At 68.1% G+C, this 23689-nt stretch carries 23 protein-coding genes; 15 read left to right on the top strand and 8 right to left on the bottom strand.

From position 1 onward, the window contains the following. Positions 1–30 precede the first annotated feature (30 nt). Positions 31–156 carry a type B 50S ribosomal protein L36 gene (gene ykgO, locus ACE3T2_RS06265; protein ID WP_056023006.1) on the top strand — a complete coding sequence of 42 codons (126 nt, stop codon included), beginning with the start codon at positions 31–33 and terminating at the stop codon, positions 154–156. Between the two features lies 1 nt (position 157). Beyond that, positions 158–772: an HAD family hydrolase gene (locus ACE3T2_RS06260; protein WP_374655824.1), complete on the top strand. Its 615-nt coding sequence runs from the start codon at positions 158–160 to the stop codon at positions 770–772. Here ACE3T2_RS06260 and folE read toward each other — a convergent pair. Further along, positions 769–1353 carry a GTP cyclohydrolase I FolE gene (folE, locus tag ACE3T2_RS06255; protein WP_374655822.1) on the bottom strand — a complete coding sequence of 195 codons (585 nt, stop codon included), beginning with the start codon at positions 1351–1353 and terminating at the stop codon, positions 769–771. The two genes, ACE3T2_RS06260 and folE, sit on opposite strands and share 4 nt — an antisense overlap. A gap of 134 nt (positions 1354–1487) precedes the next feature. Here folE and ACE3T2_RS06250 point away from each other — a divergent pair, with 134 nt between their 5' ends. Both ACE3T2_RS06250 and ACE3T2_RS06245 read left to right on the top strand, forming a co-directional pair. After that, positions 1488–1754: a DUF2312 domain-containing protein gene (locus ACE3T2_RS06250; protein ID WP_374655820.1), complete on the top strand. Its 267-nt coding sequence runs from the start codon at positions 1488–1490 to the stop codon at positions 1752–1754. Next, complete coding sequence (locus ACE3T2_RS06245; RefSeq protein WP_374655818.1) at positions 1751–2053, top strand: hypothetical protein; 303 nt, start codon at positions 1751–1753, stop codon at positions 2051–2053. Before ACE3T2_RS06250 ends, ACE3T2_RS06245 begins: the two co-directional genes overlap by 4 nt. Here ACE3T2_RS06245 and ACE3T2_RS06240 read toward each other — a convergent pair whose 3' ends face one another. After that, positions 2054–3550 (bottom strand): sigma-54-dependent transcriptional regulator, encoded by a 1497-nt coding sequence (locus ACE3T2_RS06240; protein WP_374655816.1) that lies wholly within the window; start codon positions 3548–3550, stop codon positions 2054–2056. It lies immediately after the preceding gene. 276 nt (positions 3551–3826) lie between these two features. On the opposite strand from ACE3T2_RS06240, the gene ACE3T2_RS06235 reads away from it, so the two are divergent. The 3 genes from ACE3T2_RS06235 to ACE3T2_RS06225 all read left to right on the top strand — a co-directional run bounded on the left by ACE3T2_RS06235 (position 3827) and on the right by ACE3T2_RS06225 (position 8586). After that, on the top strand, positions 3827–4465 hold the full coding sequence (locus ACE3T2_RS06235) for a hypothetical protein (RefSeq protein WP_374655814.1): 639 nt from the start codon (positions 3827–3829) through the stop codon (positions 4463–4465). Positions 4466–4548: 83 nt separating this feature from the next. Continuing rightward, a complete protein-coding gene (locus ACE3T2_RS06230; RefSeq protein WP_374655812.1) occupies positions 4549–6687 on the top strand; it encodes a PQQ-dependent dehydrogenase, methanol/ethanol family in 2139 nt (712 codons plus the stop codon). Positions 6688–6795: 108 nt separating this feature from the next. Then, a complete protein-coding gene (locus tag ACE3T2_RS06225) occupies positions 6796–8586 on the top strand; it encodes a M3 family oligoendopeptidase (RefSeq protein ID WP_374655810.1) in 1791 nt (596 codons plus the stop codon). Positions 8587–8596: 10 nt separating this feature from the next. Here ACE3T2_RS06225 and ACE3T2_RS06220 read toward each other — a convergent pair whose 3' ends face one another. Further along, positions 8597–9163, bottom strand: coding sequence for an NADPH-dependent FMN reductase (locus ACE3T2_RS06220; RefSeq protein ID WP_374655808.1), 567 nt, complete (start codon positions 9161–9163; stop codon positions 8597–8599). 226 nt (positions 9164–9389) lie between these two features. Between ACE3T2_RS06220 and ACE3T2_RS06215 the strand changes: the two genes are divergently transcribed. Together ACE3T2_RS06215 and ACE3T2_RS06210 are read left to right on the top strand one after the other, a co-directional pair. Then, positions 9390–9914: a DUF2087 domain-containing protein gene (locus ACE3T2_RS06215; protein ID WP_374655806.1), complete on the top strand. Its 525-nt coding sequence runs from the start codon at positions 9390–9392 to the stop codon at positions 9912–9914. A gap of 156 nt (positions 9915–10070) precedes the next feature. Beyond that, positions 10071–11768, top strand: coding sequence for a class I adenylate-forming enzyme family protein (locus ACE3T2_RS06210; protein WP_374655804.1), 1698 nt, complete (start codon positions 10071–10073; stop codon positions 11766–11768). A 51-nt stretch (positions 11769–11819) separates the two neighbouring features. Here ACE3T2_RS06210 and ACE3T2_RS06205 read toward each other — a convergent pair whose 3' ends face one another. The 3 genes from ACE3T2_RS06205 to ACE3T2_RS06195 form a co-directional block, all read right to left on the bottom strand. Then, complete coding sequence (locus ACE3T2_RS06205) at positions 11820–13169, bottom strand: amidohydrolase family protein (RefSeq protein WP_374655802.1); 1350 nt, start codon at positions 13167–13169, stop codon at positions 11820–11822. Continuing rightward, positions 13169–14602, bottom strand: coding sequence for an amidohydrolase (locus ACE3T2_RS06200; RefSeq protein WP_374655800.1), 1434 nt, complete (start codon positions 14600–14602; stop codon positions 13169–13171). Before ACE3T2_RS06200 ends, ACE3T2_RS06205 begins: the two co-directional genes overlap by 1 nt. Positions 14603–14766: 164 nt before the next feature. Then, on the bottom strand, positions 14767–15267 hold the full coding sequence (locus tag ACE3T2_RS06195; RefSeq protein WP_374655798.1) for a DUF3617 domain-containing protein: 501 nt from the start codon (positions 15265–15267) through the stop codon (positions 14767–14769). Between the two features lie 160 nt (positions 15268–15427). On the opposite strand from ACE3T2_RS06195, the gene ACE3T2_RS06190 reads away from it, so the two are divergent. From ACE3T2_RS06190 to ACE3T2_RS06180, 3 genes are all read left to right on the top strand, one after another. Next, on the top strand, positions 15428–15904 hold the full coding sequence (locus ACE3T2_RS06190) for a PaaI family thioesterase (protein WP_374655796.1): 477 nt from the start codon (positions 15428–15430) through the stop codon (positions 15902–15904). 4 nt (positions 15905–15908) lie between these two features. Continuing rightward, positions 15909–16973 carry an alpha/beta fold hydrolase gene (locus ACE3T2_RS06185; protein ID WP_374655794.1) on the top strand — a complete coding sequence of 355 codons (1065 nt, stop codon included), beginning with the start codon at positions 15909–15911 and terminating at the stop codon, positions 16971–16973. A gap of 82 nt (positions 16974–17055) precedes the next feature. Then, a complete protein-coding gene (locus ACE3T2_RS06180) occupies positions 17056–17283 on the top strand; it encodes an aa3-type cytochrome c oxidase subunit IV (protein WP_374655792.1) in 228 nt (75 codons plus the stop codon). Between the two features lie 76 nt (positions 17284–17359). On the opposite strand, the gene ACE3T2_RS06175 is transcribed toward ACE3T2_RS06180, so the two are convergent. Then, entirely contained in the window at positions 17360–20011 is a 2652-nt protein-coding gene (locus tag ACE3T2_RS06175; protein WP_374655790.1) for a hypothetical protein, read from the bottom strand. Positions 20012–20016: 5 nt separating this feature from the next. Beyond that, positions 20017–20427, bottom strand: coding sequence for a hypothetical protein (locus ACE3T2_RS06170; protein WP_374655788.1), 411 nt, complete (start codon positions 20425–20427; stop codon positions 20017–20019). Positions 20428–20674: 247 nt separating this feature from the next. Between ACE3T2_RS06170 and ACE3T2_RS06165 the strand changes: the two genes are divergently transcribed. The 3 genes from ACE3T2_RS06165 to ACE3T2_RS06155 are packed head-to-tail and all read left to right on the top strand — an operon-like array spanning position 20675 to position 23582. Then, the gene (locus ACE3T2_RS06165) at positions 20675–21808 is read left to right on the top strand and encodes a Re/Si-specific NAD(P)(+) transhydrogenase subunit alpha (protein WP_374655786.1); all 1134 of its coding nucleotides are present in this window, start codon (positions 20675–20677) and stop codon (positions 21806–21808) included. A 14-nt stretch (positions 21809–21822) separates the two neighbouring features. Then, positions 21823–22143 (top strand): proton-translocating transhydrogenase family protein, encoded by a 321-nt coding sequence (locus ACE3T2_RS06160; protein ID WP_374655784.1) that lies wholly within the window; start codon positions 21823–21825, stop codon positions 22141–22143. 20 nt (positions 22144–22163) lie between these two features. Continuing rightward, complete coding sequence (locus ACE3T2_RS06155; protein ID WP_374655782.1) at positions 22164–23582, top strand: NAD(P)(+) transhydrogenase (Re/Si-specific) subunit beta; 1419 nt, start codon at positions 22164–22166, stop codon at positions 23580–23582. Positions 23583–23689 lie beyond the last annotated feature (107 nt).

The following is a 23689-nucleotide window of genomic DNA, read 5'->3' as shown; positions in this document are numbered from 1 at the left end:
GGGCCCCGGTCCGGAGCCCGAGATAGGTCCATGAAGGTCAGAAGCTCGCTCAAGTCGCTCAAGACTCGCCACCGCGACTGCAAGCTCGTGCGTCGCAAGGGCGTCGTGTACGTCATCAACAAGACCGACCCGCGCTTCAAGGCGAAGCAGGGCTAAGATGCCTGGGGCGGCTGCAAAGGCCGTCCTCTGGGACATCGGTAATGTGATCGTGCGCTGGAATCCGCGCACGCTTTACCAGGCGTACTTTGAGGAACCGGCCGAATGCGACCGGTTCCTTTCTCATGTCTGCACCATGGAATGGCACGTCGCCCACGACCTGGGCGTCACCTTCGCAGACAACCGCGCGCCGCTGATCGAACGTTTTCCGCATTACGCCGACGCCATCCACGCCTGGGAGACCCGGTGGTGGGATATGTTCTCAGGCGCCATCCCCGAAACCGAGGCGGCCATAGAGGCGCTGCATGCCGCCGGCGTGCCGCAGTTCGGCGTGACCAACATGTCGCACGAGACCTTCCCAGGCACGATCGCCATGAGCCCGGCCTTCGAGCGCCTGCGCGACTACGTGGTTTCGGCCCACGTCGGACTGATGAAGCCCGATCCGGCGTTCTACGCCTTGGCGTGCGAGCGCTTCGGCGTTGCGCCGCAGGACGTGCTCTTCTTCGACGACTCGGCGGCCAATATCGAGAGCGCCCTCGCGTTCGGCTTCGACGCCCATCACTTCACCGATCCCGCGGCGGTCCGGCCCGCCCTCGAGGCGCGAGGCCTGCTCTAGCCGTTCCTGACGAACTCCAGGAATTCCTGGCGTGTGCGCGGGTCGTCGCGCAGCACGCCGGTCAGATGGCTGGTGGTCAGGCGTGATCCGGGCGTGTGGACGCCGCGCATGGTCATGCAGCTATGCTCGGAGACGATCACCACTCCCACACCCTTCGGCTGAAGGATGTCGTGGATCGCCTGGGCGATTTCGGAGGTCAATTTCTCCTGGATCTGCAGGCGGCGGGCGAAGCCATGCACCACCCGCGCCAGCTTGGAGATGCCGACCACCCGGTTGGAAGGCAGGTAGCCGACGTGGGCCTTGCCGAGGAACGGCAGCATGTGGTGTTCGCAGAAGCTGACCACGCGAATGTCGCGCAGCACCACCAGCTCGTCATAACCGCCGACCTCCTCGAAGGTGCGTTCGAGGTATTCGCGGGGATCGACGTCGTAGCCGGCGAACAGCTCCTTATAGGCGCGCGCCACGCGGCCGGGCGTATCGAGCAGGCCCTCGCGATCGGGATCGTCCCCGGCCCATTCGATCAGGGTGCGCACGGCGGCCTCGGCCTCTGACTGGGTGGGACGCTGCTTCGGATCGGACATGGTGAAAACTCCGCGTCGATCCGTCTCAACGGCCGATCATGGCGAAGGTTCAGCGCGGCGGATGACAGCGGGCGGCCGCGCCGCTAGTTTCCGCGACCTTTCCGCAAACCCCGAGCTGTGAGACGCTCAAACTCATGTCCGACGACAATTCCCACGGCGACATCCTGAACCAGGCCGCCCAGGGCCAGCTCAAGTCGATCATCGAGCGCATCGAGCGCCTCGAACAGGAGAAGACCGAAATCTCCGAGCAGATCAAAGAGGTCTTCGCCGAGGCCAAGGGCAACGGCTTCGACGTCAAGGTGCTGCGCAAGGTCGTCCGCATCCGCAAGCAGGACCGCGCCAAGCGGCTGGAGGAAGAGGCGATCCTCGACCTCTATCTCTCGGCCATCGGAGAGATTTGAAGCGGGCCCCGCCCGATCGAAAGGCGCAGGCCAAGCGGGCCGCGCTGAATGCGTTGAAGCGCGTCCGCCGCCAGGCGGACCGCGCCGACATGAAGCTCTCCGACTGGGAGGGCGAGTTCCTCGGCTCGGTCGAGGAGCGAGTGAAGACATACGGCCGCGCCTTCGGCGATCCCGAAAAGGGCGGCGCGGGCGAGGCGCTCTCGGTCATGCAGGCCGTGAAGCTGAAGGAGATCGCCGCCAAGGCGAAGGGCGAGAAGAAGCCCTTCCGGCGGCGCCCCAAATCCTACGCCGAGGATTGATCAGGCCGCGGCGGTGTCCGAGCTTTCCTCGCCGCCTGCGCCCTTGACCGCGTCTTCCAGGCCCTGCTCGCGGACCTTGCGATAGAGGGTCGAGCGGCCGATGCCGAGGCGGCGGGCCACCTCGCTCATGTGACCGGCATAGATCTCGATGGCCAGCGCGATGAGGTCGCGCTCGATCTCCTCCAGGGTGCGCAGATGGCCGCGATGATCGAGGATGCGCACCGGCGCGTCGGCCGGCATCTCGGCGACGAGCTGTTCGGCGGTCGGCAGGTTGACCGGGCGTTGGGTCGCAACCGCCTCGATCGCTTCCGGCGGCGGTGCGGCGACGCCCGAGATGGCTGGGAAGTCGTACGGCTGCAGATAAGGCGCGTCGGCCAGGACGATGGCGCGATAGACCGCGTTCTCCAGTTGACGGACGTTGCCGGGCCAATCGTAGCTGGTCAGGAAGGCCAGGGTCTCGGCCGAGGCGCCGACGACGCTCTTGCCCTCTTCGACGTTGAAGCGACGGATGAAGTGGTCGGTCAGGGCAGGGATGTCCTCGCGCCGCTCGCGCAGGGACGGGGCCTCGATCGGGAAGACGTTCAGGCGATAGAACAAGTCCTCGCGGAAGCGGCCCTCGGCGACGGCATTGGTCAGGTCCCGGTTGGTGGCCGAGACGATCCGCACGTCCACCTTGATCGAGCGCTTTGCGCCGATCGGGTCGATCTCGCTCTCCTGCAGGGCGCGCAGCAGCTTGACCTGGATATCCAGGGGCAGTTCGCCGACCTCGTCCAGGAACAGGGTCCCGCCATTGGCCTCCTGGAACTTGCCCAGGTGCTTGTCGGTGGCGCCGGTGAAGCTGCCTTTCTCGTGGCCGAACAGGATGCTCTCGACCAGGTTCTCGGGGATGGCGCCGCAGTTGACGGCGACGAACGGCTTGCCGGCCCGGTCGGACGAACCGTGCAGGGCCCGGGCGATGACTTCCTTGCCGACGCCGCTTTCGCCGGTGATCAGGATCGGGATCGAGGACTTGGCCGCCCGCTCGCCCATGCGCTTGACCATGGTCATGGCCGGCGAGGTTCCGACCATGTCGGCGAAGGTCATGCGGCCGCCCGCGTGTTTCTTCAGCCGCTCGACCTCGCCCTTCAGGGCGCCCATCGACAGGGCGTTTCGGATCGAGACGATGATCCGTTCCGGGCTCGCCGGCTTGACGAAGAAATCGCTGGCCCCCGCCTGCATGGCCTGGACGACGGTGTCGATGCCGCCGGTCGCAGTGACGACGATCACCGGCTGGACGAAGCCGCGGGCGCGCATCTCCTTCAGGGTGTCCTGGCCGCCCATGCCGGGCATGACGAGGTCCAGCAGGATCACGTCCACGGTAGCGCCCGACTGCAGGTGCTTGATCGCCGCATCGCCGCTCTCGGCGTGCGCGACGGCGAAACCTTCGCGCTCGAGGACGGCCTGGATCAGCCGGCGTTGCGTCGGGTCGTCATCGACGACGAGGACCGTCTTGGTCATTTGAAACACCCACACCTGAAACGGACGCTCGTTTCGCCGACGGGCCGGTCGAACGAGGCTCTTGTTGACCCGGATTGATACAGCGGCGGGGTAAAGGTGGGGTTTCGGAGTCCTGAGTCCGGTCTTAACGGAGATGGTTACATCAATCTGAACAAGGGGTTCGCATCTCCAGGCTGTCGGAGCTCTGCATTTCCGAATGGCAGGGGTTAGCGGCCGCCGGTTGCGTCGAGCCGCTTGAAGCTGGACCTTGGGCGCCCATCGCCCCGGAGTCAGCCCATGTTCGTCGGTCACTACGCCGCCTCGCTCGCCGCCAAGGCCGCCGTCCCGCGTGCTCCGCTCTGGAGCCTGGTGCTCGCCGCCCAGGCCATCGACATCGGCTGGAGCGGGTTGGTCGTCGCCGGGATCGAGAAGGTCCGCATCGACCCCAGCCTGCCGGGCAGCGCGCTGGACCTCTACCACATGCCCTACACTCACAGCCTGCCGGCGGTGATCGTCTGGTCCGCCGCCGCGCTCGGCCTGGCGCGGCTGGCGCGGCTGCCCTGGGCTGCGGCCGCGGCAATCGCCGCGACGGTCTTCTCCCATTGGCTGCTCGATCTGCTGGTTCATCGCCCGGACCTGGAGCTGTGGTTCGGCGGGGCCAAGGTCGGCTTCGGACTCTGGAACTATCCGGTCCCCGAGCAGGCCGTGGAGATCGGCCTGCTCGGCCTCGCTGCGGCCGCCTGGGCCTGGACCCGCGGCCGGGCGGGGCGGAGCCTCTGGCCGGTGCTGGTCTTCGTCGGCGCGCTGGTGGCGGTGCAGATCATCGCCATGGTGATGCCGGGCGGCGGCGACGCGGCGGGCCTGGGGACAACGGCCCTGGTCGTCTACCTGGCGCTCGGCGCGCTGGCCTGGGGCCTGGATCGCAAAGACGCCTGACCCGGCGGCAAGCTTGCCGCGCCCGGCGTTCCGCGCATAGTTCCGCTGACGGTCGCGCCATGACGGCCGCAGGGAGGCGCAGAATGAAGAGCTTGAAGCTGGCGGCGATGCTGGCCGCGACACTGGCCCTGGCCGCATGCAATCAGGGCGGTGGAGGCGGCGGCAAGGTCGCCAATGTCGACGGGGCGCGGATCATCGCCGCCAAGTCCAACGGCGAATGGCTCTCCTACGGACGGACTTACGACGAGCAGCGCTTCAGCCCGCTCGACAAGATCAACGCCGGCAACGTCGGCCAGCTGGGCCTGGCCTGGATGTACGAGTTCGACACCGACCGCGGCCAGGAGGCCACGCCGGTCATGGTCGACGGCGTGCTTTACACTACCACCGCCTGGTCCAAGGTTTTCGCCTTCGACGCCAAGACCGGCGCGCTGAAATGGTCCTACGACCCCAAGGTCGAGGGCAAGAAGGGCTTTGACGCCTGCTGCGACGTGGTCAACCGCGGCGTCGCGGTGTGGAAGGGGAAGGTCTATGTCGGCGCGCTCGACGGGCGGCTGATCGCCCTGGATGCGGCGACCGGCAAGGAGGCCTGGTCGGTCCAGACCACCGACACCAGCCGCCCCTACACGATCACCGGCGCCCCGCGGGTCATCAAGGACAAGGTGCTGATCGGCAACGGCGGCGGCGAGTACGGCGTGCGCGGCTACCTCTCAGCCTACGACGTCAACGACGGCAAGCTGATCTGGCGCTTCTACACCACCCCCAATCCCAACGGTCAGCCGGACAACGCGGCCTCGGACAAGGTCATGAAGGAGAAGGGTGCGGCCACCTGGTTCGGTGAAGGCTGGAAGGCCACCGGCGGCGGTGGCACCGTTTGGGATTCCATGGCCTACGACCCGGACCTCGACATCCTCTATGTCGGCGTCGGCAACGGCACGCCTTGGAACCATATCAAGCGTTCGGACGGCAAGGGCGACAACCTGTTCCTGTCCTCGATCCTGGCGCTGAAACCCGACACCGGCGAGTACGTCTGGCACTACCAGACGACCCCCGGCGAGAGCTGGGACTACACCGCCACCCAGCACATCATGCTGGCCGACATGAATGTGGGGGGCACGCCGAGAAAGGTGCTGATGCAGGCGCCGAAGAACGGCTTCTTCTACGTCCTGGACCGCACCAACGGGCAGCTGATCTCGGCCAAGCCCTATGTGCCGATCACCTGGGCCAAGGGGGTCGACCCGGCCACCGGCCGCCCGATCGAGAACCCGGGCGTGCGCTATGAGAACGCGCCCTCGCTGCAGGTGCCCGCGCCGTTCGGCGCCCACAACTGGCACCCGATGGCCTTCAATCCGAAGGAAAACCTCGTCTACATCCCGGCCCAGATCATCCCGTTCGCCTACACGCCGGACAAGGGTTACACCTACCGCCCCGGCGGCTGGAACGTCGGCACCGACTTCCTGGCCAACGCATTGCCCAGCGACAAGGCCCAGATCGCGGCGGTCAAGGCCATGGTGAAGGGCCAGCTCATCGCCTGGGATCCGGTCGCCCAGAAGGCCCGATTCACCATCGAGCATCCCTATTTCTGGAACGCGGGCATCCTGTCGACGGCGGGCGGCCTGATTTTCCAGGGCGCCGCCCAGGGCGAGTTCGCAGCCTACAGCGCCGCCGACGGCAAGAAGCTCTGGTCCTACAAGACCGACAACGGCGTCATCGCCGCGCCCATGACCTACGAGATCGATGGCGAGCAGTACGTGGCCCAGATGGTCGGCTATGGCGGCGCCGGCGCGCTCTCGGCGCCCTTCGTCCTGCCGGACCGGCCGCGGCTGCCGGGCCGCCTGATGGTCTTCAAGCTGGGCGGGACGGCCAAGGCGCCCGACTATGTGCGGCCCGAGGTCGTGCCGATCGACCTGACGGGCGTGACCTCGACCGGCGACGCCAAGCGCGGCTTCGCCCTCTTCCATCAGAACTGCCAAGTCTGCCACGGCCCGAACGCCTCCGGCGCCTTCCTGCCCGACCTGCGCCGCTCGCAGATGCTGCTCTCGGCGGAGAACTGGAAGTCGGTGCTGATCGACGGGGCGCTCGCGCCGCGCGGCATGGCCAGCTTCAGCCGCTTCTTCGACGCCAAGGGCGCCGAGGATCTGCGCGCCTACGTGCTGAGCGAGGCCAAGGGCGCTGCGGCCCCCGCCGTCGCGCCGGCCAAGGGCGGCCCGCCGCCGAAGAGCTGAAGGCGCCATCGACACGAAGGGGGCTCCTTCTTTGCGGAAGGAGCCCCTTGGTCAGCAATCGGGACTGCGCCCTAGGATGAGGTCGGTCGAAGGGCTATCTGTCGTCCCATGAACGCGCCTGTGAAACTGGACACCCTGCCCGAGTGGGATCTCGCCGACCTCTATGCCGGCCGCGAGGATCCGAAGATCGAAACCGACCTTGCCGCCGCGAAGGCGGCCAATGACGAGCTGGTCAAGCTGAAGGGGCGGTTCCTGGCCCTGCGCGGCGACCCGCTGCATCTGGGCGAGATTCTCGACCACGGAATCGGCCTCTACGAGACCGCCACCAACGGCCTGTGGGGCGTCGGCGCCTATGCGGCGCTGTCGGCTTCAGTCGCGCGCGACGATCCCGCCTGGGCCAAGTTCGAGGCCGACCTGCGAGCCCGCTCGGCTCAGATAGCGGCTGACAGCCTGTTTTTCACCCTGGAGCTGAACCAGCTCGAGGACAGCGAGATCGAGATGGCCTTCAAGGCGCATGCGCCCGCCGCCCGCTGGCGGCCGTGGATGCGCCGCGTGCGGTTGTCGCGGCCGCATGAGTTGTCGCCCGAGCTGGAGCGGCTGCTGATCGACCGCGGCCCGGCGGTGGCCAACTGGACGCGTCTCTTCGACGAGACCCTGGCCCGCCTGACCGCCAAGGTCGGTCGCGAGACCCTGACCCTGCCCGAGGCGCTGAACCGCCTGTCCGACCCCGACGGCGCGCGCCGCAAGCAGGCCGCGCAAGGGTTGGCGAAGGCGCTGGAGGAGCGCACGCCGATCCTTGGCTTGGCGATGAACACCCTGGCCTTCGAGAAACAAGTCGAGGACCGTTGGCGCAAGTACCCGAATCCCGCCGCCTCTCGCCACCTCGCCAACGAGGTCGACGCCGACGCGGTGCAGGCGCTGGAGGACGCGGTGGTCGAGGCCTATCCCTCGGTCAGCCACCGCTACTACGCGCTGAAGGCGAAGGTCATGGGCCGCAAGAGCCTGGACTACTGGGACCGCAACGCTCCGCTCGACACCGCCGCGCCCCGCACCTACGGCTGGGACGAGGCCAAGGGCATGGTGCTGGACAGCTTCTCGGACCTGGCGCCGAAGTTCGCCGACACCGCCCAGACCTTCTTCGCCAAGCCCTGGATCGATGCGCGGCCGCGCACCGGCAAGCAGTCGGGCGCCTATTCGCACCCGGTTACGGCCAACCGCCACCCGTACGTCTTCATGAACTACATGGGCGAGCGGCGCGATGTGCTGACCCTGGCTCACGAGCTGGGCCATGCGGTGCACCAGACCCTGTGCGCGCCGCTGGGCACCCTCTTGGCCGATACGCCCCTGACCCTGGCCGAGACCGCCTCGATCTTCGGCGAGGGCCTGGTGTTCGAGCGCCTGCTGGCCGGCGCGTCCAAGCAGGAGCGCCTGGGCCTGCTGGCCGGCAAGATCGAGGACGGCCTCAACACGGTGGTGCGCCAGATCGCCTTCCACCGCTTCGAGACCCAGTTCCACGCGCTGCGCCAGGAAGGCGAACTCGCGCCCGAGGACATCAGCGCCCTGTGGCTGGAGGTCATGGCTGAAAGCCTGGGTCCGGCCGTGAAGCTGAACGCGGGCTACGAGCACTACTGGGCCTATGTCAGCCACTTCGTGCACGCGCCGTTCTACGTCTACGCCTACGCCTTCGGCGACCTGCTGGTGCGCGGGTTGATGGAGACGCGGCGTGAGGATCCTGCAGCCTTCGCGCCGCTCTACGAGGACCTGCTGGCCGCGGGAGGAACCCGCACCTATGTCGAGGCGCTGAAGCCCTTTGGGCTCAACCCGCGTGAAAAGGCCTTCTGGGCCGCCGGGATGAGCCAGTTGGAGCGGCTGGTCGACGAGTTCGACGAGCTAGTGTGAGACGCGGCCGTTAGCCCCGCTCGCGCACGAACGCGGCGAAACCGGCGACATAGGTCGCCAGCGCATCCTCGATCGCTGGGTCGAGGATCGCGCCGGCTTCGTCGAATACCTTATGGGCGCGCGAGACCATCAGGCGCCCGCCGAACCAAGGCGCCGTGCCCAGGGTCCGCAGCACCGGCAGCCAGGCTTCCTGGCTGAGGATGGTGCCGAACCCGCCGGGCGAGGCGCCGATGAAGGCCACCGGCTTACCGCCGAACACGCGCGGGATGTCCGAGGCGGGGCGGGTCAGCCAATCGATGGCGTTCTTGAACACGCCGGGGATCGAGTTGTTGTACTCGGGCGTCACCAGGAAGAGGCCGTCTGCGGCCGCGATCTCGTCTTTCAGCGCGGCGACCGACGCAGGGATCCCTTCTGTCGCCTCGACGTCGCCGTCATAGAGCGGGATGCCGCGGATCGTGCCCGGGCTGAAGGTCACGCCCCCCGGCGCCAGGCGGGCGGCGGCCCGCAGCAGGTGGCCGTTGAACGAGCCGGAGCGGAGGCTGCCGGACAGGCCGACGATGCGAATGGGTTGGGTCATGGCGGGGCTCGCGATCTCAAGGGTGTCGAGCGCCGACTATCCCACGGGCCGGCCAAGCTTGACGACAGATTCCCCGCCGCCTATCGCTTAGGGACGGTCTGCAGTTCACCGAGGCGTCGCCGCCCGCCAGGGCAAGCTAAACCTGCATCCGACTTGATCGATCGACACCTTCCCGTGCCCGATCGGAACGGCGACCACCGCTCACCTCGGCACGCGAGGGAAGATCATGTCCAGAACCGCTATTCCGCTCCAGGCGGACGACGTCTCGAACCTGGCCAAGGCGCTGCGTGCGCAACTGCTGGCTCGTGGAGAGGTCCCCAGCCACCTCGAAATCCTCAACATGCTGGCGCGCGCGGCAGGTCGCCGGAATTTCCAGCACCTGCGCGCCGAGGCGTTGCAGGCGTCGCCGCCTTCGGAGCCCGTTCGGGCCGTCGAAGCGCCCGACCTGCGTCGCATCGAGCGGGTCGAGCGCTGCTTTTCCCGCGGCCGGCTGTTGCGCTGGCCGTCAAGGCGGGAGGACCGGGTCCTGGCGCTCTGGGGCCTCTGGTCGAGGCTGCCGGCGGGCGAGAGCTTCAACGAGCGCGAGATCAGCGGCGTCATCGCCCGGCTGCACGATTTCGGCGACCACGCCCTGTTGCGCCGCGAGCTGGTGATCTCGCGCCTGCTGGGTCGCACGACCGACGGGGCGGTTTATCGCCGGATCGAGCGGCCGCCCCCGGCCGACGCCGTACGGCTGATCGCCCGCATCTGAGGCGCCTCGCCGGCCGGCCCCTTGAAATCGGCCGGGCGGACGCTTTTCTCCCGGATTGTGTCTTGCGTTCCGCGGCGTCGGCCCTTGTCGTGTCTGCCAGGAATTTCACGCTCCTCGCCTCGACGCGGAGGGCGACAAAAGAACGGGAGGGAGTTGATGCACTATCGCGAGCTGAAGCAGGCGTGGGCGGAACTGACCGGGGCGGGCGCGCCCTTCGAGGTGGTCGAGATCCCGGTGCGGGGGAACATGATCCGCACGTTCAAGAACGCGCCCCCGTCCGTCCGCGAGCTCTGGCTCTCGACCGCGCAGTTCGCCGACCGCGACTACCTCGTCTACCAGGACGACCGCCTGACCTACGCCGAGGCCCACGCCCAGGTGAACGCCATCGCCGCCTGGCTGTTCGAGCAGGGCGTGCAACCCGGCGACCGCGTGGCCATCGCCATGCGCAACTATCCAGAATGGATGCTGGTCTATTGGGCCTGCCTGTCGGTCGGCGTCGCCGCCGTGGGCATGAACGCCTGGTGGGTGCCAGACGAGATGGAGTACGCCTTCAAGGACGCGGCGCCCAAGGTGGTCTTCGCCGACGCCGAGCGGCTGGCGCGGATCTACGAGCGGCCGTCGATGGTCGAGGGGATCAAGGTTGTGGCGGTGCGGACCGAGCCGCCGGCCGGCGCGGTGGCCTACGCCGAAGTGATCGCCGGCGGTGGAGCCATGCCGCAGGTGGCCGTCGATCCGGACGCCGACGCCTGCATCTTCTACACGTCGGGCACGACGGGCTTTCCGAAGGGCGCGCAGCTGACCCACCGCGGCTGCGTCCACAATCTGATGAACATGGGCTTCTCGGGCCAGGTCCAGGCGCTGGCGACTGCGCGCGGCACCGGGGTTCCGATCGATCCCACGGTCGCCCCGCCGATCCCCGTCGCCCTGATCACGACCCCGCTATTCCACGTCACGGCCAACAACTGCGGCGCCTATGCCGTCACCGCCGGCGGCGGCAAGCTGGTCCTCATGTACCGCTGGGACGCGGGCGAAGCCCTGCGGCTGATCGAGCGTGAGAAGGTGACGGCGATGAGCGGCGTGCCGACCATGGCGCGCGAACTGATCAACCATCCGGACTTCGCGGCGACCGACACTTCCAGCCTGCTGACCCTGGGCGGCGGCGGGGCGCAACTGCCGCCGGACCTCGTGGGCAAGATCGACGGGGCCGTGAAGACCGCTCGCCCGAACACGGGCTACGGCATGACCGAGACCTGCGGGATCATCACTGCGGTCGCGGCGGACTTCTTCGTGGACAAGCCCGACAGCTGCGGTCCCGCCATGCCGAGCTTCGAGGCCAAGTGTGTGGACGACGACGGGAACGCCGTCCCGACCGGCCAACTCGGCGAGCTGTGGGTCAAGGGCGCCCCAGTCATCAAGGGGTATATCAATCGGCCCGAGGCGACCGCGGAGTCGATCACCGACGGTTGGCTGCACACCGGCGACATCGCCCGCATCGACGAGGACGGCTTCATCTTCATCGTCGACCGCAAGAAGGACATGGTCCTGCGCGGCGGTGAGAACGTCTATTGCGCCGAGGTCGAGGCCGGCATCTTCCGTCACCCGGCGGTGGCGGAGGTCACCGTGTTCGGCGTGCCGGACGAGCGGCTGGGCGAGGAGGTCGGGGCGGCGGTGGTGTTGCGGCCCGGCGAGTTCGTTACTCCGGACGCCCTGCGCACGCACCTCGGCGACCTGATGGCCAAGCACAAGATCCCACGCTACCTGTGGTTCATGCCAGACCCGTTGCCGCGCAACGCCAGCGGCAAGTTCCTCAAGCGGGAACTTCGCCAGACGCTGAAGCCGGAGGACGCGGGCTGATCGCTCGCTCCGGCGGAAGCCGGGCGAGCGGATCGGGCGGTTTCGCAGTCCCTACTTCGGATACGCTACCGGACAGGGGCCCGACAGGTCCTTGTAACGGTCGCGCAGTTCGATCTGGCGCGAGGTCATCGGCTGGGCCTTGCCCGCGATGAAGACCGCCTTCGGTTGGCTGAGCGGCTCGAAGGGGTCGCCGGTCCAGATCACCAGGTCGGCGTCCTTGCCGGGCTCCAGCGAACCGACCCTGTCGGCGACCCCGAAGATGCGGGCGGTGTTGATGGTCACCGCCGCCAGAGCAGCCTGGTAAGGCATGCCATAGGCGACCGCGTTGCCGGCGTTGTAGCGCAGCTCGCGCACCCGGTGGGCGCCGCCCGTGCCTTCCAGCGAGACCGTCACGCCGGCGGCGTTTAGCCTGGCGGCGTTCTCGAGGGTCGAGCCCAGCACCTGGAAGCTCTCGGGCCGGTCGCTGAGCGGATCGAGGATCACCGGAACGCCGGCCGCGGCGATGTCGGCCGCGACCATCCAGCCCTCCTCGACGCCTGACAGGATCAGCTTGATCTTCTCCTCGCGGGCGAACTTCAGGACGGCGCGGATGTCGGAGGCCTTGTGGACCAGGGCGATGACCGGCATGCGGCCCTCGACGACCGGGATCAGCGCCTCGAGGTCGCTCTTGGAGAGGGCAAGGTCGCGGACGCCAGCACGGTCGTAGGCCGCGCGATTGCGCATGTAGTCGCGCACGTCGCGGAAGGCGGATTTCAGCGCAATGATCTCAGCTCCGCGTGCGCCGCCGGCCACATTGGCCCCGCCGTCGCCGAACGGCACCACCATGCCGACCTTCGGCTTCATCAGGATCTCCGGCCCCTCGGCCAGATGGATTGCGGCGGCCTGGCCGGCGAACAGGGCCGAGGACTTCGAGCCGCCGCCGTCACCGGCGGTCATGACCTCCTCGCCATCGTCATCATGGAAGCTGCCGCCCCCGCCGCCCGCCGACAGCGGTACGACGATGGCGCGGGTGATCCCGGCGAGCCGCGCGACCGGGATCAGGGTCGAGGCAGGATTGAGGGCGTACTGCACGTCGAAGGACGCGCCGATCTCCGGATTGTTCACCGCCAGATCGTCGCCCAGCGAGCGGACCTCGACCGCGCCCAGCAGGGCGTTGGGAGCGATGAAGCCGGGGGTGACTACGCCGCCCTGAGCGTCGATCACCCGTGCGCCGGCCGGGACCTGGGCGGCCGGGCCGACGGCGGCGATCTTGCCGTCCTGCAGGACGATCGTGCCCCGGGCGATCTCGCCCGCGGGACCGGCGGTCAGGATGCGGGCGTTGGTGACGGCGACCGTCTCGGCTGCGGCCGGGGCGGCGATGGCGGCGGCGAGGGCCGCCAGACTGACTGCCAGCTTGCGCATCAGCGATAGGCCCCCTGGCCGAGTTCGAAATCTGACTTGGGCTGGTAGCGCGGATCGTTGCGGTCATAGGCCAGGCCGCCGTCCATGTAGACGCGCTCGGCGCGGGCGTAGATCGAGAAGGGGTTCTTGTCCCACAGCACGACGTCGGCGCGCTTGCCCGGCTCCAGGCTGCCGACCTCCTTCTGCAGGCCGATGGCCTTGGCCGGATTGTAGGTGATCCACTTGATCGCCTCGGCCTCGGAGATGGAGAGACCCGCGGCGCGGCCGGCGGCGAGCGCCTCGGCCGCCTCCTGGTTCAGGCGTTGGATCACATCGGGGTCGTCGGACTTGATGATGGCGCAGCCGCCGGCCGCGTGGACCATGGGGGCGTTGGCCTCGATCGAATCCCAGGCCTCCAGCTTGGAGCCCCACCAGTTGGCCCAGGTGGCGACGCAGATGTCTTCCCTGGCCAGGATGTCGGCGATCTTGAAGGCTTCCAGCGCATGGTGGAAGGCGGTGATCCGGTAGCCGAACTCGTGGGCGATCCCGATCATCTGGGCCATCTCGTCGGCCCGGTAGCAGTGGTTCTCGACGAGGATCTCGCCCTTCAGCACTCCGGCCAGGGTCTCGAGCTGCAGGTCGCGCTTGGGCGGGTCGGCCTTCTCGCCACGGTCGACCTTGGCGCGGTAGTCGTCCCACTTGCGGGCGTAGTCGGCGGCGTTGATCCAGGCCGTCCGATAGCCGGCGACGTTGCCCATGCGGGTCGAGGGGGCGCGGCCCTTGTTTCCGTACACGCGCTTCGGGTTCTCGCCGCAGGCCATTTTCAGGCCGTAGGGTGCGTTCGGGAACTTCATGTCCTGGACGGTGCGCGCAGGAATGTTGCGCAGGGTGACAGAGCGGCCGCCGATCAGGTTGCCCGAGCCGGGCAGCACCAAGAGGGTGGTGACGCCGCCGGCGCGGGCGCGGTTGAAGCCGGGGTCCTGCGGCCAGACCGAGTGCTCGGCCCACACGCCGGCGGTGTTGGGGTCGGTCAGCTCGTTGCCGTCGGAGTGGGCGGGCACCGCGGGTGAGGGATAGACGCCCAGGTGTGAGTGGGCGTCGATCAGGCCTGGCGTGACGTACTTGCCGCCCGCCTGGACGACGTCGTAGCCGGCCGGAACGGAAACGCCGGCGCCCAGCGCCTCGACCTTGCCGTCCTTGATCAGGATCGTCCCGCCATCGATCTGCGCGCCCGTGCCGGTCAGGATGGTCGCGCCGACCAGGGCGGTCGGGCGGCTGGGCAGCGGGCGATAGGTCGAGGCGAAAGCGTCGGGACCGCGGCCGGAATCGAGGCCCTTGGGCAAGGGCTTGGCCTTCGCGGTCTCGGCCGGTTTCCCCGCCTGCGGAGCGGTGGTGGCGCAGGCGCCGAGCGCTGCGGCGGCGACCAGGGCGATCGCCGTCTCCAATACTCTCATCCCGGATGATCCCTCAATGAACGGCCTGGACGATAGGCCGGAAGCTGCGCCGCAGGGAAGGGCGCGCGCACGGAATTCCGGCGAAAGGCCTGCTCAGGGGGAGAAAGTTGCGCAGACGCAAAGATCGGCGTCATCCCGGCGACCCGGGACGACGCCGTCGCAGATCAGCAGTCGCCGAGGCGTTCGGCGGTGATCTTCATGGTGGTTTCCTTCATGGCCGGGGTCGGGGCCGGGTCCATGGTGGTCTTGCCCTCAATGGTGTAGCGGCTGTTGAAGTCGCCCGAGATGCGGGTGTCGCTGGTCACCTTCATTCCGCCCTGGATGGTGCAGACGCTGCGGCCGACGATGTCGGCGCCCTCACGGCGATAGGACTGCTCGCTGCAGGTCATGCCGGCCTGCTGGCGGGCGGCCTCCATGTCCTTGAAGCTGGTCTTGGCCACGCAGGTCTCGACGGTGACCGGCTTGGGCGCGGCCGACAGCTCGGTGGTCAGCTTCCATTTGCCCGGCTTGGGGCCTTCCATGTCGGCCGCGGCGAGGGTTGAGCCCGTGGCGGCCGGCGCCGCGGCGGTCGGCGCGGGGGCAGTGTCGGTCTTGGCGGTATCTTCCTTCTTGGAGCAGGCGGCGGCCAGGACGGCGACCAGGGCAAGGCTGATAGCGATACGCATGCATTCCTCCAGCTATATTCCGACCACCCCAGGGCGCATCGGCGATGCGACAACGCGCGAAGCGCCACAATGGCGCCAACGAAAATGCGCCCGGCCTGGCCACGGATGCGACTGATACGGACTTGCCATTTTTCAAACGCCCGTTCATCAGCAACGGGCGATGTCCGACGATCTGACCGAAGTGCAGGCCGCCGTCGTTCCCGACGGCTATGTCATCAACCTCTGGCAGCGCGGCTTCGGCCGCACGGTCGGCCCGTTCTATTCCAAGCGCGACGACGCCACGAACGACGAGGTCATGGCCTTCCGTGTCGAGGAGCACCACGCCAACGGCATGGGCAACTGCCACGGCGGCATGCTGATGAGCTTCGCCGACATGGCGTGGGGACGGGTGATCTCCAACCAACGCGAGATCGGCTGGGTGACGGTGCGCCTGACCACCGACTTCCTGTCGGGCGCGCACATGGGCGAGTGGATCGAAGGCTCCAGCGAGATCATCGCCGAACAGGACGACGTGTTCACTGTCCGTGGCCGCATCTGGTGCGGAGACCGCACGCTGATAACCGGCACGGGCGTCTACAAGGGTATCCGCTCGATCCAGCGCAAGCCGGGCGAGCGGGAAGCGCGAGGGGGCGCGTAAGCACATGGCGATGGATCCAGCCATCAAGGAAGGCGCGCCGGTCGGCTATTACGACGACGACCGCCCGGTCTCGAGCGAGCCCGGAAGCCTGCCGCCCGAGGTGCAGGCGCCGCTGCTGCCGTTCCGCGGCCGTGAGCCGGACGCGCCGCAATGGTTTCTCGACGCCATCGCCCAGGCGCCCGAGCGCAGCTTCGTCACCTCCAAGGGCAGCCAGATCGAACTCCTGACCTGGGGCGAGGTCGGCAAGCCGGGCCTGCTGCTGGTGCACGGCAATTCCGCCCACGCCGACTGGTGGAGCTTCATCGCGCCCTATCTCGCCAACGACTATCGCGTCGCCTCGATGTCGCTGGCCGGCATGGGCGCCTCGGACTGGCGCGAAACCTACGCCTTCCAGGACTTCGCCGAGGACGCCGAGGCCTGCGCCAAGGCCGCTGGGCTCTACGAGAACGGCCTGCCGGTCTATATCGGTCACTCGTTCGGCGGCTCGCAGGTGTTCTATGCGGCCGCGGCCCATCCCGAGCGGATGAAGGCGGCGGTGCTGGTCGACGTCGGTTTTGGCGGCCCGCCGCCCGATAGTCCCGAAGGCAAGCGGATGCTGGAGGAGCAGGCCAAGCGTGTGGCCAACATCCCGACGCCCGACCGCGCCCAGAAGGTCTATCCGACCATCGCCGCGGCCCTGGCCCGTTTCCGCTTCATGCCGCCGCAGGCGGCAGGCAACCTGTTCGTGGCCGACTTCATCGCCCGCCGCTCGCTCAAGCAGGTCCCGATGGAGGACGGCTCGGGCATGGGCTGGTCCTGGCGGTTCGATCCGAACATGTGGAACAAGCTCGACCGTACGGCCATGACCGCCATGATGGTCGGCGGCAAGCCCAAGGTTGACGTGCCCCTGGCCCACATCTACGGCGACCGCTCGGTGATCATGACCCGGCGCACCGAAGGCCAGGCTACCCCGCTGCCGGACGACATCCTGGAGATCGCGATCCCGGATTCGGCCCACCACGTGATGGTCGACCAGCCGCTGGCCCTGGTGGCGGCGCTGCGGTCGCTGCTGTCGGTGTGGCCGCACTGAGCCCGTACTGACCCTTGAGGCCGGCCTGCGGTTCGTGTAGGTCCGGCGACAACTGAATTTTCAAGAGAGAGACGCCACCGCCATGGCTTCCGATTACCACCGCGGCGACATGGACATCCACGAGCAGGTGTCGACCTACCACCTGTTTGTCATGATGGCGAAGTGGGGCTCGCTGGCCCTGGCCGCCCTGCTGGTGTTCCTGGTGCTGGTGTTCTGCACCCCGACCAGCTTCATCGGGGCGCTCGTCGTGGGCGCGGTGATCGCCATCGGCGGCTTCGTGGTGCTGAAGGACAAGGGCGACGCGCACTAGCGCGGCCTCTCCCGGACCGAATCGAAAAGGGCGGGCGCCGCGAGGCCCCGCCCTTTTTGCTGCCTGAAGGCGCAGTCTACCGCGCTGGGAACCTGGCGGTGGCGTCGCCTTCGCGCAGGATCACTGCGGCGGGCCGGGCCCCGGCGTCGGGCGTGAAGCGGAAGCGGGCCTTCAGTTCTGCGCCGGGGGCCAGCAACGGCGTGCTCGCGAACACGGTCGGCGGGCTCTGCGGGCGCCAGAACTGGTTGCGCTCGGTGGTGATCCCGTCGGAGTCCTCCATCTGCACCCGCACGATGCCCGAGCTCATCCATTGCTCGCCGCCTGAGATGTTCTTGAAGGTTACGTGCACCCAGACGATGGCGCCGTCCTTCTCGGTGCGATCGAGGCGCACGTCGAAGTTTTTCAGCGGCTTGAAGCTGGCCGGCGGCAGAGGAGCCGGCGGCGGCGGAACCGTCCCGGTATTCGGTCGGGGCGATCCCCAGTCGGGCGTCCCGCCGGCGGGCGGGGCCGACCCGGTCCCCTGGCCCGGCGGCGCCGATCCCGTCGCCTGGCCTGGCGGCGGGGTGTAGCGCGACTGCATGCGCTTGCCGGTCCAGGCGTTGGGCGTCGCCGAGCCGCCGGCCTTGGCGGTTGCGGTGAAGCTCATGCTGTCGGCCGAAAGCTTCATGGTGATTTCGGCGACGTGCTCGGCGTATTTCGACGTGCCGACGAGCGAGCCGGGTTCGGGGCCCGCGCGCAGCTCCAGCCGCTCGCTCTCGCGCTCCTTGCCGTATTCGTCCAGCACCATGAGGCGGCCTGAAAGCACGCCGTCGGGCGACAGCTGCAGGGTCACCTTGCCGTAGGTGGTCTCCCACGTGTCGACCCAGGGCCGCAGCTCCTGAAGGTTCGGCGCCGGCTGCTCCGGAGAGCCGGGCGAGCCGGGGTTTGGCTGGGCCTGGTCCGGGGGGACGGGGCTCGCGCCATGCTCGCCTGCGCTGGGGTCCAGCGCCTTGGCGCCGGTCTGGTCGAGGAACAGCTTGTAATAGGCCGCCGCCGTCCCGCCTTTGGAAAAGGCCGGCAGGGGGGAGGTCCCGCCCTTGTGGCCGGGCAATCCTTGCCACTGGTTGCCGGCGTCGAGCGAGCGCACCCAACCCAGCATGTGGTTGCGGAACTGGCCGGGGGACGAGCCCATCGGCGCGCCCTTGGCGGCGAGCGCGGCGGAAAGCTGCTGCATGCCCGCGTCGCCCAGCAGCATCATCTTGGTGAGCTGGATGGTGTTGAAGGCCGGGGGCAGATCCTGGACCTTCCATTTCAGTCCGGGGTTCTTGTAGCCGTCGTCGTCGATCTTCAGGTAGTCGCGGTTGAACGTCTTCAGGTCGATGAGATGTTCGACCTCGCCGTCATGGCCGCCGCCCGGGCGGTTCATGATCTCGTCGAAGTGGGTCTCGGGGTTCTTGAGGTAGTCGTTCCACTGGTCGGCGGTCTTGCCGGTGACGCCCTTCACCAAAGCGTCGATGGGTTCCTTCATCATCGCGGCGACCGCTTCCTTGAGGAAGGTCGGCGAAATGGCGTCCATCACCTGGCCGATGAAGGCCGCGGTGGCCACGACGCCGTCCGGCACGCCTGACATCGAGGCCAGGTGGTCGGCGACGTACTGGTCCATGGCGGCCTTGGCGGCGGCCATGTCCGAGCCCTGCTCGTTGTAGACGATGGCGGTCGCGACCTTGTGGCTGACGGCCGGCAGGGCGGCGAGGCCCGCATCGATGTCCTTGATCCAGGCGCGCTTGTACTCGGCCGCCGGACCGTTGACCGCGGCATAGGCCAGGCGGTCGGGGCCGGTCTTGGACATCCGCACGCGGTCGTACTCCTCGACCTGCCGCTGGAGGCCGTTGCGCAGGGCGGAGTAGATGAAGGGGATGGAGCGCGAGGTCCCGCCGCCCTTCAGCAGCTTCTGGTCGAGCATTCCGCCGGGCGTCGCGTAGGTCAGTTCGCGGTAGATGAAGTCTTCCACGCCGGAGATGCTGGTGTCGGCCTGACTGACCGGAAGGTTGACGTTCTCATAGGTGATTGGATCGTTGCTCGCATCGGGATCGAGGCCCAGGTCGTCGCGCTTGCGCTGGTTGCGAGGGCCGCCGCCGGTGCGCATGCGGGTGGAGACGGCGTTGACCGCCTGGGGCGTGCGCTTGCCGATATAGCCTTCCAGCACCAGGTGCTTGACCGCGTTGGTCGGGTCCGGGACCAGCAGGAATTCGCCGCCCGAGAAGTGGTTGACGAAGGTGTGGGCGAAGACGTCGCCCGCGCCGTGGGTCAGGTAGCCGATGGCGAAGGCCTGGACCTGCGGCGTCGCGCCTTCGATGAAGCCGCGCTTCCAGATGTGCGCCAGCCACGCATCCGTGCCGCTGGCGCTGCCGTCGTGAGGCAGGGCCTCGTCCGGGTGGATGATCTGCTGGCCGGTCAGGATGTCGGGATAGGCGTCCGGCCCTAGCACGCCGGCCCGGAACTGGGCCGGGGCGGTGCGCAGGGCGGCCAGGATCTTCGGATCGACGTCGAACTCGCCGAGCGGGCCGAGGATTTTCCCGCTGGCCTGGTCGGTCTCGTAGATGGTCACCTTGCCGTTATCGAGGGCGTCCCGCAGCGCCTCCTCGGCCAGGTAGACGTGGGTCTTGGGCTTCCAGGCGTAGGCGGGCTGGCCGCTGACCGCGACGCTGAACGCCGTGACCCCGGCCAGCAGACTGTGGCGCAGGCGCATCGGGCTCAGCAGCTCCGCTCGGCGAAGAGGCTCTTCACGCGCTCCAGCCGGCGGGCCTGAACGCTGGTGTCGGCCGCCGGCGCGGTCTCCTGCACCGGGGCGGCGGCGGCCTGGGCCTGGAGCTGGCCGAACAGGCTGGAGGCGATCTGGGCGCCTTCGCCGTTGCCGGCGCGGGCCATCAGGCTGGGGGCCGCCGCGTTGAAGGCCGCTCCGGCCAAGCCCATGAACTTGCGTCCGGATTCGGCGCGCTGGGCCTTCTTTACCTGAGCCTCTTCGAGCTGGTTGATCTCGGCCGCCAGGGCTTCGCACGAGAGGGTCATGTCGCCGGGGCGGACGACGCCTTCGGCCAGGGCGGGCGCAGCCGATAGAGCCGAGAGGAGCCCGGCCGCGGCCAGGACGAGCGCAGTTCTTTTCATAGGTCACCGACTTTTTCTGGATTGAGCGGGTGAGCGGTGCCGCCGAAGAGCTTGCGCGTCAGCAATCGTTCGACGGACGCGACGGCGGCTGCGACCAAGGGCGACGGGAATGCGACCAAACCCGAGGCCCCTGGCGCTCTCGCCTCAAACAATTGTTTGAATGCCGCTGTTCCGTCGCTAGACAACGTCTCGCGGCGGCTTCTATGGTCGCCTCAAGATTTAGAGGTAGAGGGGGGCTCTGGGGCGCATGACAGTCATCGCCGTGACCAAGGAACGCCGCGGCGGGGAGACGCGCGTCGCCGCGACCCCCGAGACGGTGAAGAAACTCATCGGCGCAGGTTTCTCGGTCGTCGTGGAAAGCGGGGCCGGGGGCGCCGCTTCGTTCCCGGACGCCGACTATGAAGCCGCCGGCGCGACGCTGGCCAAGAGCGCCAAGGACGCGATCGGCAAGGCCGACATCCTGTTCAAGGTGCGCGCGCCCGTCGACGAGGAGATCGCGGCCCTGAAGAGCGGCGCCATCGTGGCCGCCACGCTCAATCCGTATGTCGACAAGGACGCCCTGAAGGCCTTGGCCGAAAAGGGCGCCACCGCCTTCGCCATGGAGTTCGTGCCGCGGATCACCCGCGCGCAGGTGATGGACGTGCTGTCGTCCCAGGCCAACCTCGCCGGCTATCGGGCCGTGATCGAGGGGGCGGAGGCCTATGGCAAGGCCATGCCGATGATGATGACTGCGGCCGGCACGGTCGCGGCCGCCAAGGTGTTCGTGATGGGGGTCGGCGTCGCCGGCCTGCAGGCCATCGCCACCGCGCGGCGTCTGGGCGCGGTCGTCACCGCCACCGACGTCAGGCCCGCCACCAAGGAGCAGGTCGAGAGCCTGGGCGCCAAGTTCCTGGCGGTGGAGGACGAGGAGTTCAAGAACGCCCAGACCGCCGGCGGCTACGCCAAGGAGATGAGCGCCGAGTATCAGGCCAAGCAGGCCGAACTGGTCTCCAGCCACATCGCCAAGCAGGACATCGTTATCACCACCGCCCTGATCCCCGGCCGGCCCGCGCCGAAGCTGGTGAGCGCCGCCCAGGTCGCTTCGATGAAGCCGGGTTCGGTGCTGGTGGATCTGGCCATCGAGCAGGGCGGCAACGTCGAGGGCGCGAAGCTGAACGAAGTGGTCGAGACCGCCAACGGAGCCAAGATCCTGGGCAGGGCCAACCTGCCCGGCCGCATCGCCGCCGACGCCAGCGCCCTCTACGCCCGCAACCTCTTCGCCTTCGCCGGGCTCTTCCTCGACAAGGAGGGCAAGTTCGCCCCCGACTACGAGGACGAGATCCTGAAGGCCGCGCTCGTCACCAAGGGCGGCGCAGTCGTCCATCCCAACCTGACCGCCTGATCGGAGGGCCATCCATGGAAGCTGTCGATCCCACCGTCTTCCGCCTGGCGATCTTCGTCCTGGCGATCTTCGTCGGCTACTACGTCGTCTGGAGCGTGACGCCCGCCCTGCATACGCCGCTGATGGCGGTGACCAACGCCATCTCGTCGGTGATCATCGTCGGCGCCCTGCTGGCGGCCGCCGCCGGCGGCGGTTCCGGCGAGGCCCTGACCGGAAGTATCCTGATCTCCAAGGGCGCCGGGGCCATCGCCGCGGCCTTCGCGGCGGTCAACATCTTCGGCGGCTTCCTCGTCACTCAGCGGATGCTGGCGATGTACAAGAAGAAGCAGAAGTAAGCGGGATCGGGGGGACCATCATGAACGCCAATCTCGCTGCGATCGCCTATCTCGTCTCGGGCGTGCTCTTCATCCTGGCCCTGCGGGGCCTGTCGTCGCCGACCACCAGCCAGGCGGGCAACCGCAACGGCATGATCGGCATGGCCATCGCCATCGGCACCGCCTTGGCCACCCTCTGGGGGCAGGGCAAGCTGGACGTGCTGACGCTCGGTCTCATCATCGGCGGCGTGGCCGTGGGCGGGACCATCGGCGCGGTCATCGCCCGCAAGGTCGCCATGACCTCGATGCCGCAGCTGGTCGCCGCCTTCCACAGCCTGGTCGGCATGGCGGCCTGCCTGGTGGCGGTCGCCGCCATCCACACGCCGGCCGCCTACGGCATCGCCACGCCGGATGGCCACGTGCACCTGAACTCGCTGATCGAGCTCAGCCTGGGCCTGGCCATCGGCGCTATCACGTTCACCGGCTCTGTGATCGCCTTCGCCAAGCTGAACGGCAATATGTCGGGCGCGCCGATCCTGCTGCCGGCCCGCCACCTGCTGAACATCGTCATCGCGCTGGCCATCGTCGGCCTGATCGTGGTGCTGGTGATGAGCGGCGGTCAGGCGCTGTGGGCCTTCTGGGCGATCTTCGCGCTCAGCCTGCTGATCGGCGTCACCCTGATCATTCCGATCGGCGGCGCCGACATGCCGGTCGTGGTGTCGATGCTGAACAGCTATTCCGGCTGGGCCGCGGCGGCGCTGGGCTTCACCCTGGAAAACGTCACCCTGATCATCACCGGGGCCCTGGTCGGCTCGTCCGGCGCCATCCTCAGCTACATCATGTGCAAGGGGATGAACCGATCCTTCATCTCGGTGATCCTGGGCGGCTTCGGCGCGGACGACAGCGCCGCGGCCGCAGGCGGCAAGGTCGAGACCCGGCCGGTCAAGCAAGGGTCGGCCGACGATGCGGCCTTCATCATGAAGAACGCCAGCAAGGTGATCATCGTCCCCGGCTATGGCATGGCGGTCAGCCAGGCCCAGCACGCCCTGCGCGAGATGGCCGACACCCTGAAGGAAGAGGGCGTGGAGGTGAAGTACGCCATCCACCCGGTCGCCGGACGGATGCCGGGCCACATGAACGTGCTGCTGGCCGAGGCCAACGTGCCCTATGACGAGGTGTTCGAGCTCGAGGACATCAACTCCGAGTTCTCGACCGCCGACGTGGCCTTCGTGATCGGGGCCAACGACGTCACCAACCCGGCCGCCAAGACCGACCCGCAGAGCCCGATCTTCGGCATGCCGATCCTGGACGTCGAAAAGGCCCGCACCGTCCTCTTCGTGAAGCGCGGCATGTCTTCGGGCTACGCCGGGGTCGAGAACGAACTCTTTTTCCGGGACAACACCATGATGCTGTTCGGGGACGCCAAGAAAATGGTCGAAGGGATCCTCAAGGGCCTCTGATCGTCGAGCATCGGAACCCTTGCGGAGAAGGGGCGCGCTGCAGGGCGCGCCCCTTTTGCTTTTTGGAAAGGCCGCCGAAATATAAGCGGCGCCGTTGGCGGGCCGTG

The organism is Phenylobacterium sp. (assembly GCF_041919955.1).
In the GTDB taxonomy this organism is placed as follows: domain Bacteria; phylum Pseudomonadota; class Alphaproteobacteria; order Caulobacterales; family Caulobacteraceae; genus Phenylobacterium.
Note: the sequence above shows the minus strand (reverse complement) of the source record. Positions and strands in the feature narration are given on the sequence as shown.

Bases quoted from the DNA above. Each gene is read 5' to 3' on its own strand.
- ACE3T2_RS06160 (WP_374655784.1), top strand. From the start codon at position 21,823: ATGGAAGCTGTCGATCCCACCGTCTTCCGCCTGGCGATCTTCGTCCTG.
- ACE3T2_RS06240 (WP_374655816.1), bottom strand. From the start codon at position 3,550: ATGACCAAGACGGTCCTCGTCGTCGATGACGACCCGACGCAACGCCGG.
- ACE3T2_RS06180 (WP_374655792.1), top strand. From the start codon at position 17,056: ATGGCTTCCGATTACCACCGCGGCGACATGGACATCCACGAGCAGGTG.
- ACE3T2_RS06185 (WP_374655794.1), top strand. From the start codon at position 15,909: ATGGCGATGGATCCAGCCATCAAGGAAGGCGCGCCGGTCGGCTATTAC.
- ACE3T2_RS06190 (WP_374655796.1), top strand. From the start codon at position 15,428: ATGTCCGACGATCTGACCGAAGTGCAGGCCGCCGTCGTTCCCGACGGC.
- ACE3T2_RS06225 (WP_374655810.1), top strand. From the start codon at position 6,796: ATGAACGCGCCTGTGAAACTGGACACCCTGCCCGAGTGGGATCTCGCC.
- ACE3T2_RS06220 (WP_374655808.1), bottom strand. From the start codon at position 9,163: ATGACCCAACCCATTCGCATCGTCGGCCTGTCCGGCAGCCTCCGCTCC.
- ACE3T2_RS06250 (WP_374655820.1), top strand. From the start codon at position 1,488: ATGTCCGACGACAATTCCCACGGCGACATCCTGAACCAGGCCGCCCAG.
- ykgO (WP_056023006.1), top strand. From the start codon at position 31: ATGAAGGTCAGAAGCTCGCTCAAGTCGCTCAAGACTCGCCACCGCGAC.
- ACE3T2_RS06165 (WP_374655786.1), top strand. From the start codon at position 20,675: ATGACAGTCATCGCCGTGACCAAGGAACGCCGCGGCGGGGAGACGCGC.
- ACE3T2_RS06235 (WP_374655814.1), top strand. From the start codon at position 3,827: ATGTTCGTCGGTCACTACGCCGCCTCGCTCGCCGCCAAGGCCGCCGTC.
- ACE3T2_RS06215 (WP_374655806.1), top strand. From the start codon at position 9,390: ATGTCCAGAACCGCTATTCCGCTCCAGGCGGACGACGTCTCGAACCTG.
- ACE3T2_RS06200 (WP_374655800.1), bottom strand. From the start codon at position 14,602: ATGAGAGTATTGGAGACGGCGATCGCCCTGGTCGCCGCCGCAGCGCTC.
- ACE3T2_RS06155 (WP_374655782.1), top strand. From the start codon at position 22,164: ATGAACGCCAATCTCGCTGCGATCGCCTATCTCGTCTCGGGCGTGCTC.
- ACE3T2_RS06210 (WP_374655804.1), top strand. From the start codon at position 10,071: ATGCACTATCGCGAGCTGAAGCAGGCGTGGGCGGAACTGACCGGGGCG.
- ACE3T2_RS06195 (WP_374655798.1), bottom strand. From the start codon at position 15,267: ATGCGTATCGCTATCAGCCTTGCCCTGGTCGCCGTCCTGGCCGCCGCC.
- ACE3T2_RS06260 (WP_374655824.1), top strand. From the start codon at position 158: ATGCCTGGGGCGGCTGCAAAGGCCGTCCTCTGGGACATCGGTAATGTG.
- ACE3T2_RS06170 (WP_374655788.1), bottom strand. From the start codon at position 20,427: ATGAAAAGAACTGCGCTCGTCCTGGCCGCGGCCGGGCTCCTCTCGGCT.
- ACE3T2_RS06175 (WP_374655790.1), bottom strand. From the start codon at position 20,011: ATGCGCCTGCGCCACAGTCTGCTGGCCGGGGTCACGGCGTTCAGCGTC.
- folE (WP_374655822.1), bottom strand. From the start codon at position 1,353: ATGTCCGATCCGAAGCAGCGTCCCACCCAGTCAGAGGCCGAGGCCGCC.
- ACE3T2_RS06205 (WP_374655802.1), bottom strand. From the start codon at position 13,169: ATGCGCAAGCTGGCAGTCAGTCTGGCGGCCCTCGCCGCCGCCATCGCC.
- ACE3T2_RS06230 (WP_374655812.1), top strand. From the start codon at position 4,549: ATGAAGAGCTTGAAGCTGGCGGCGATGCTGGCCGCGACACTGGCCCTG.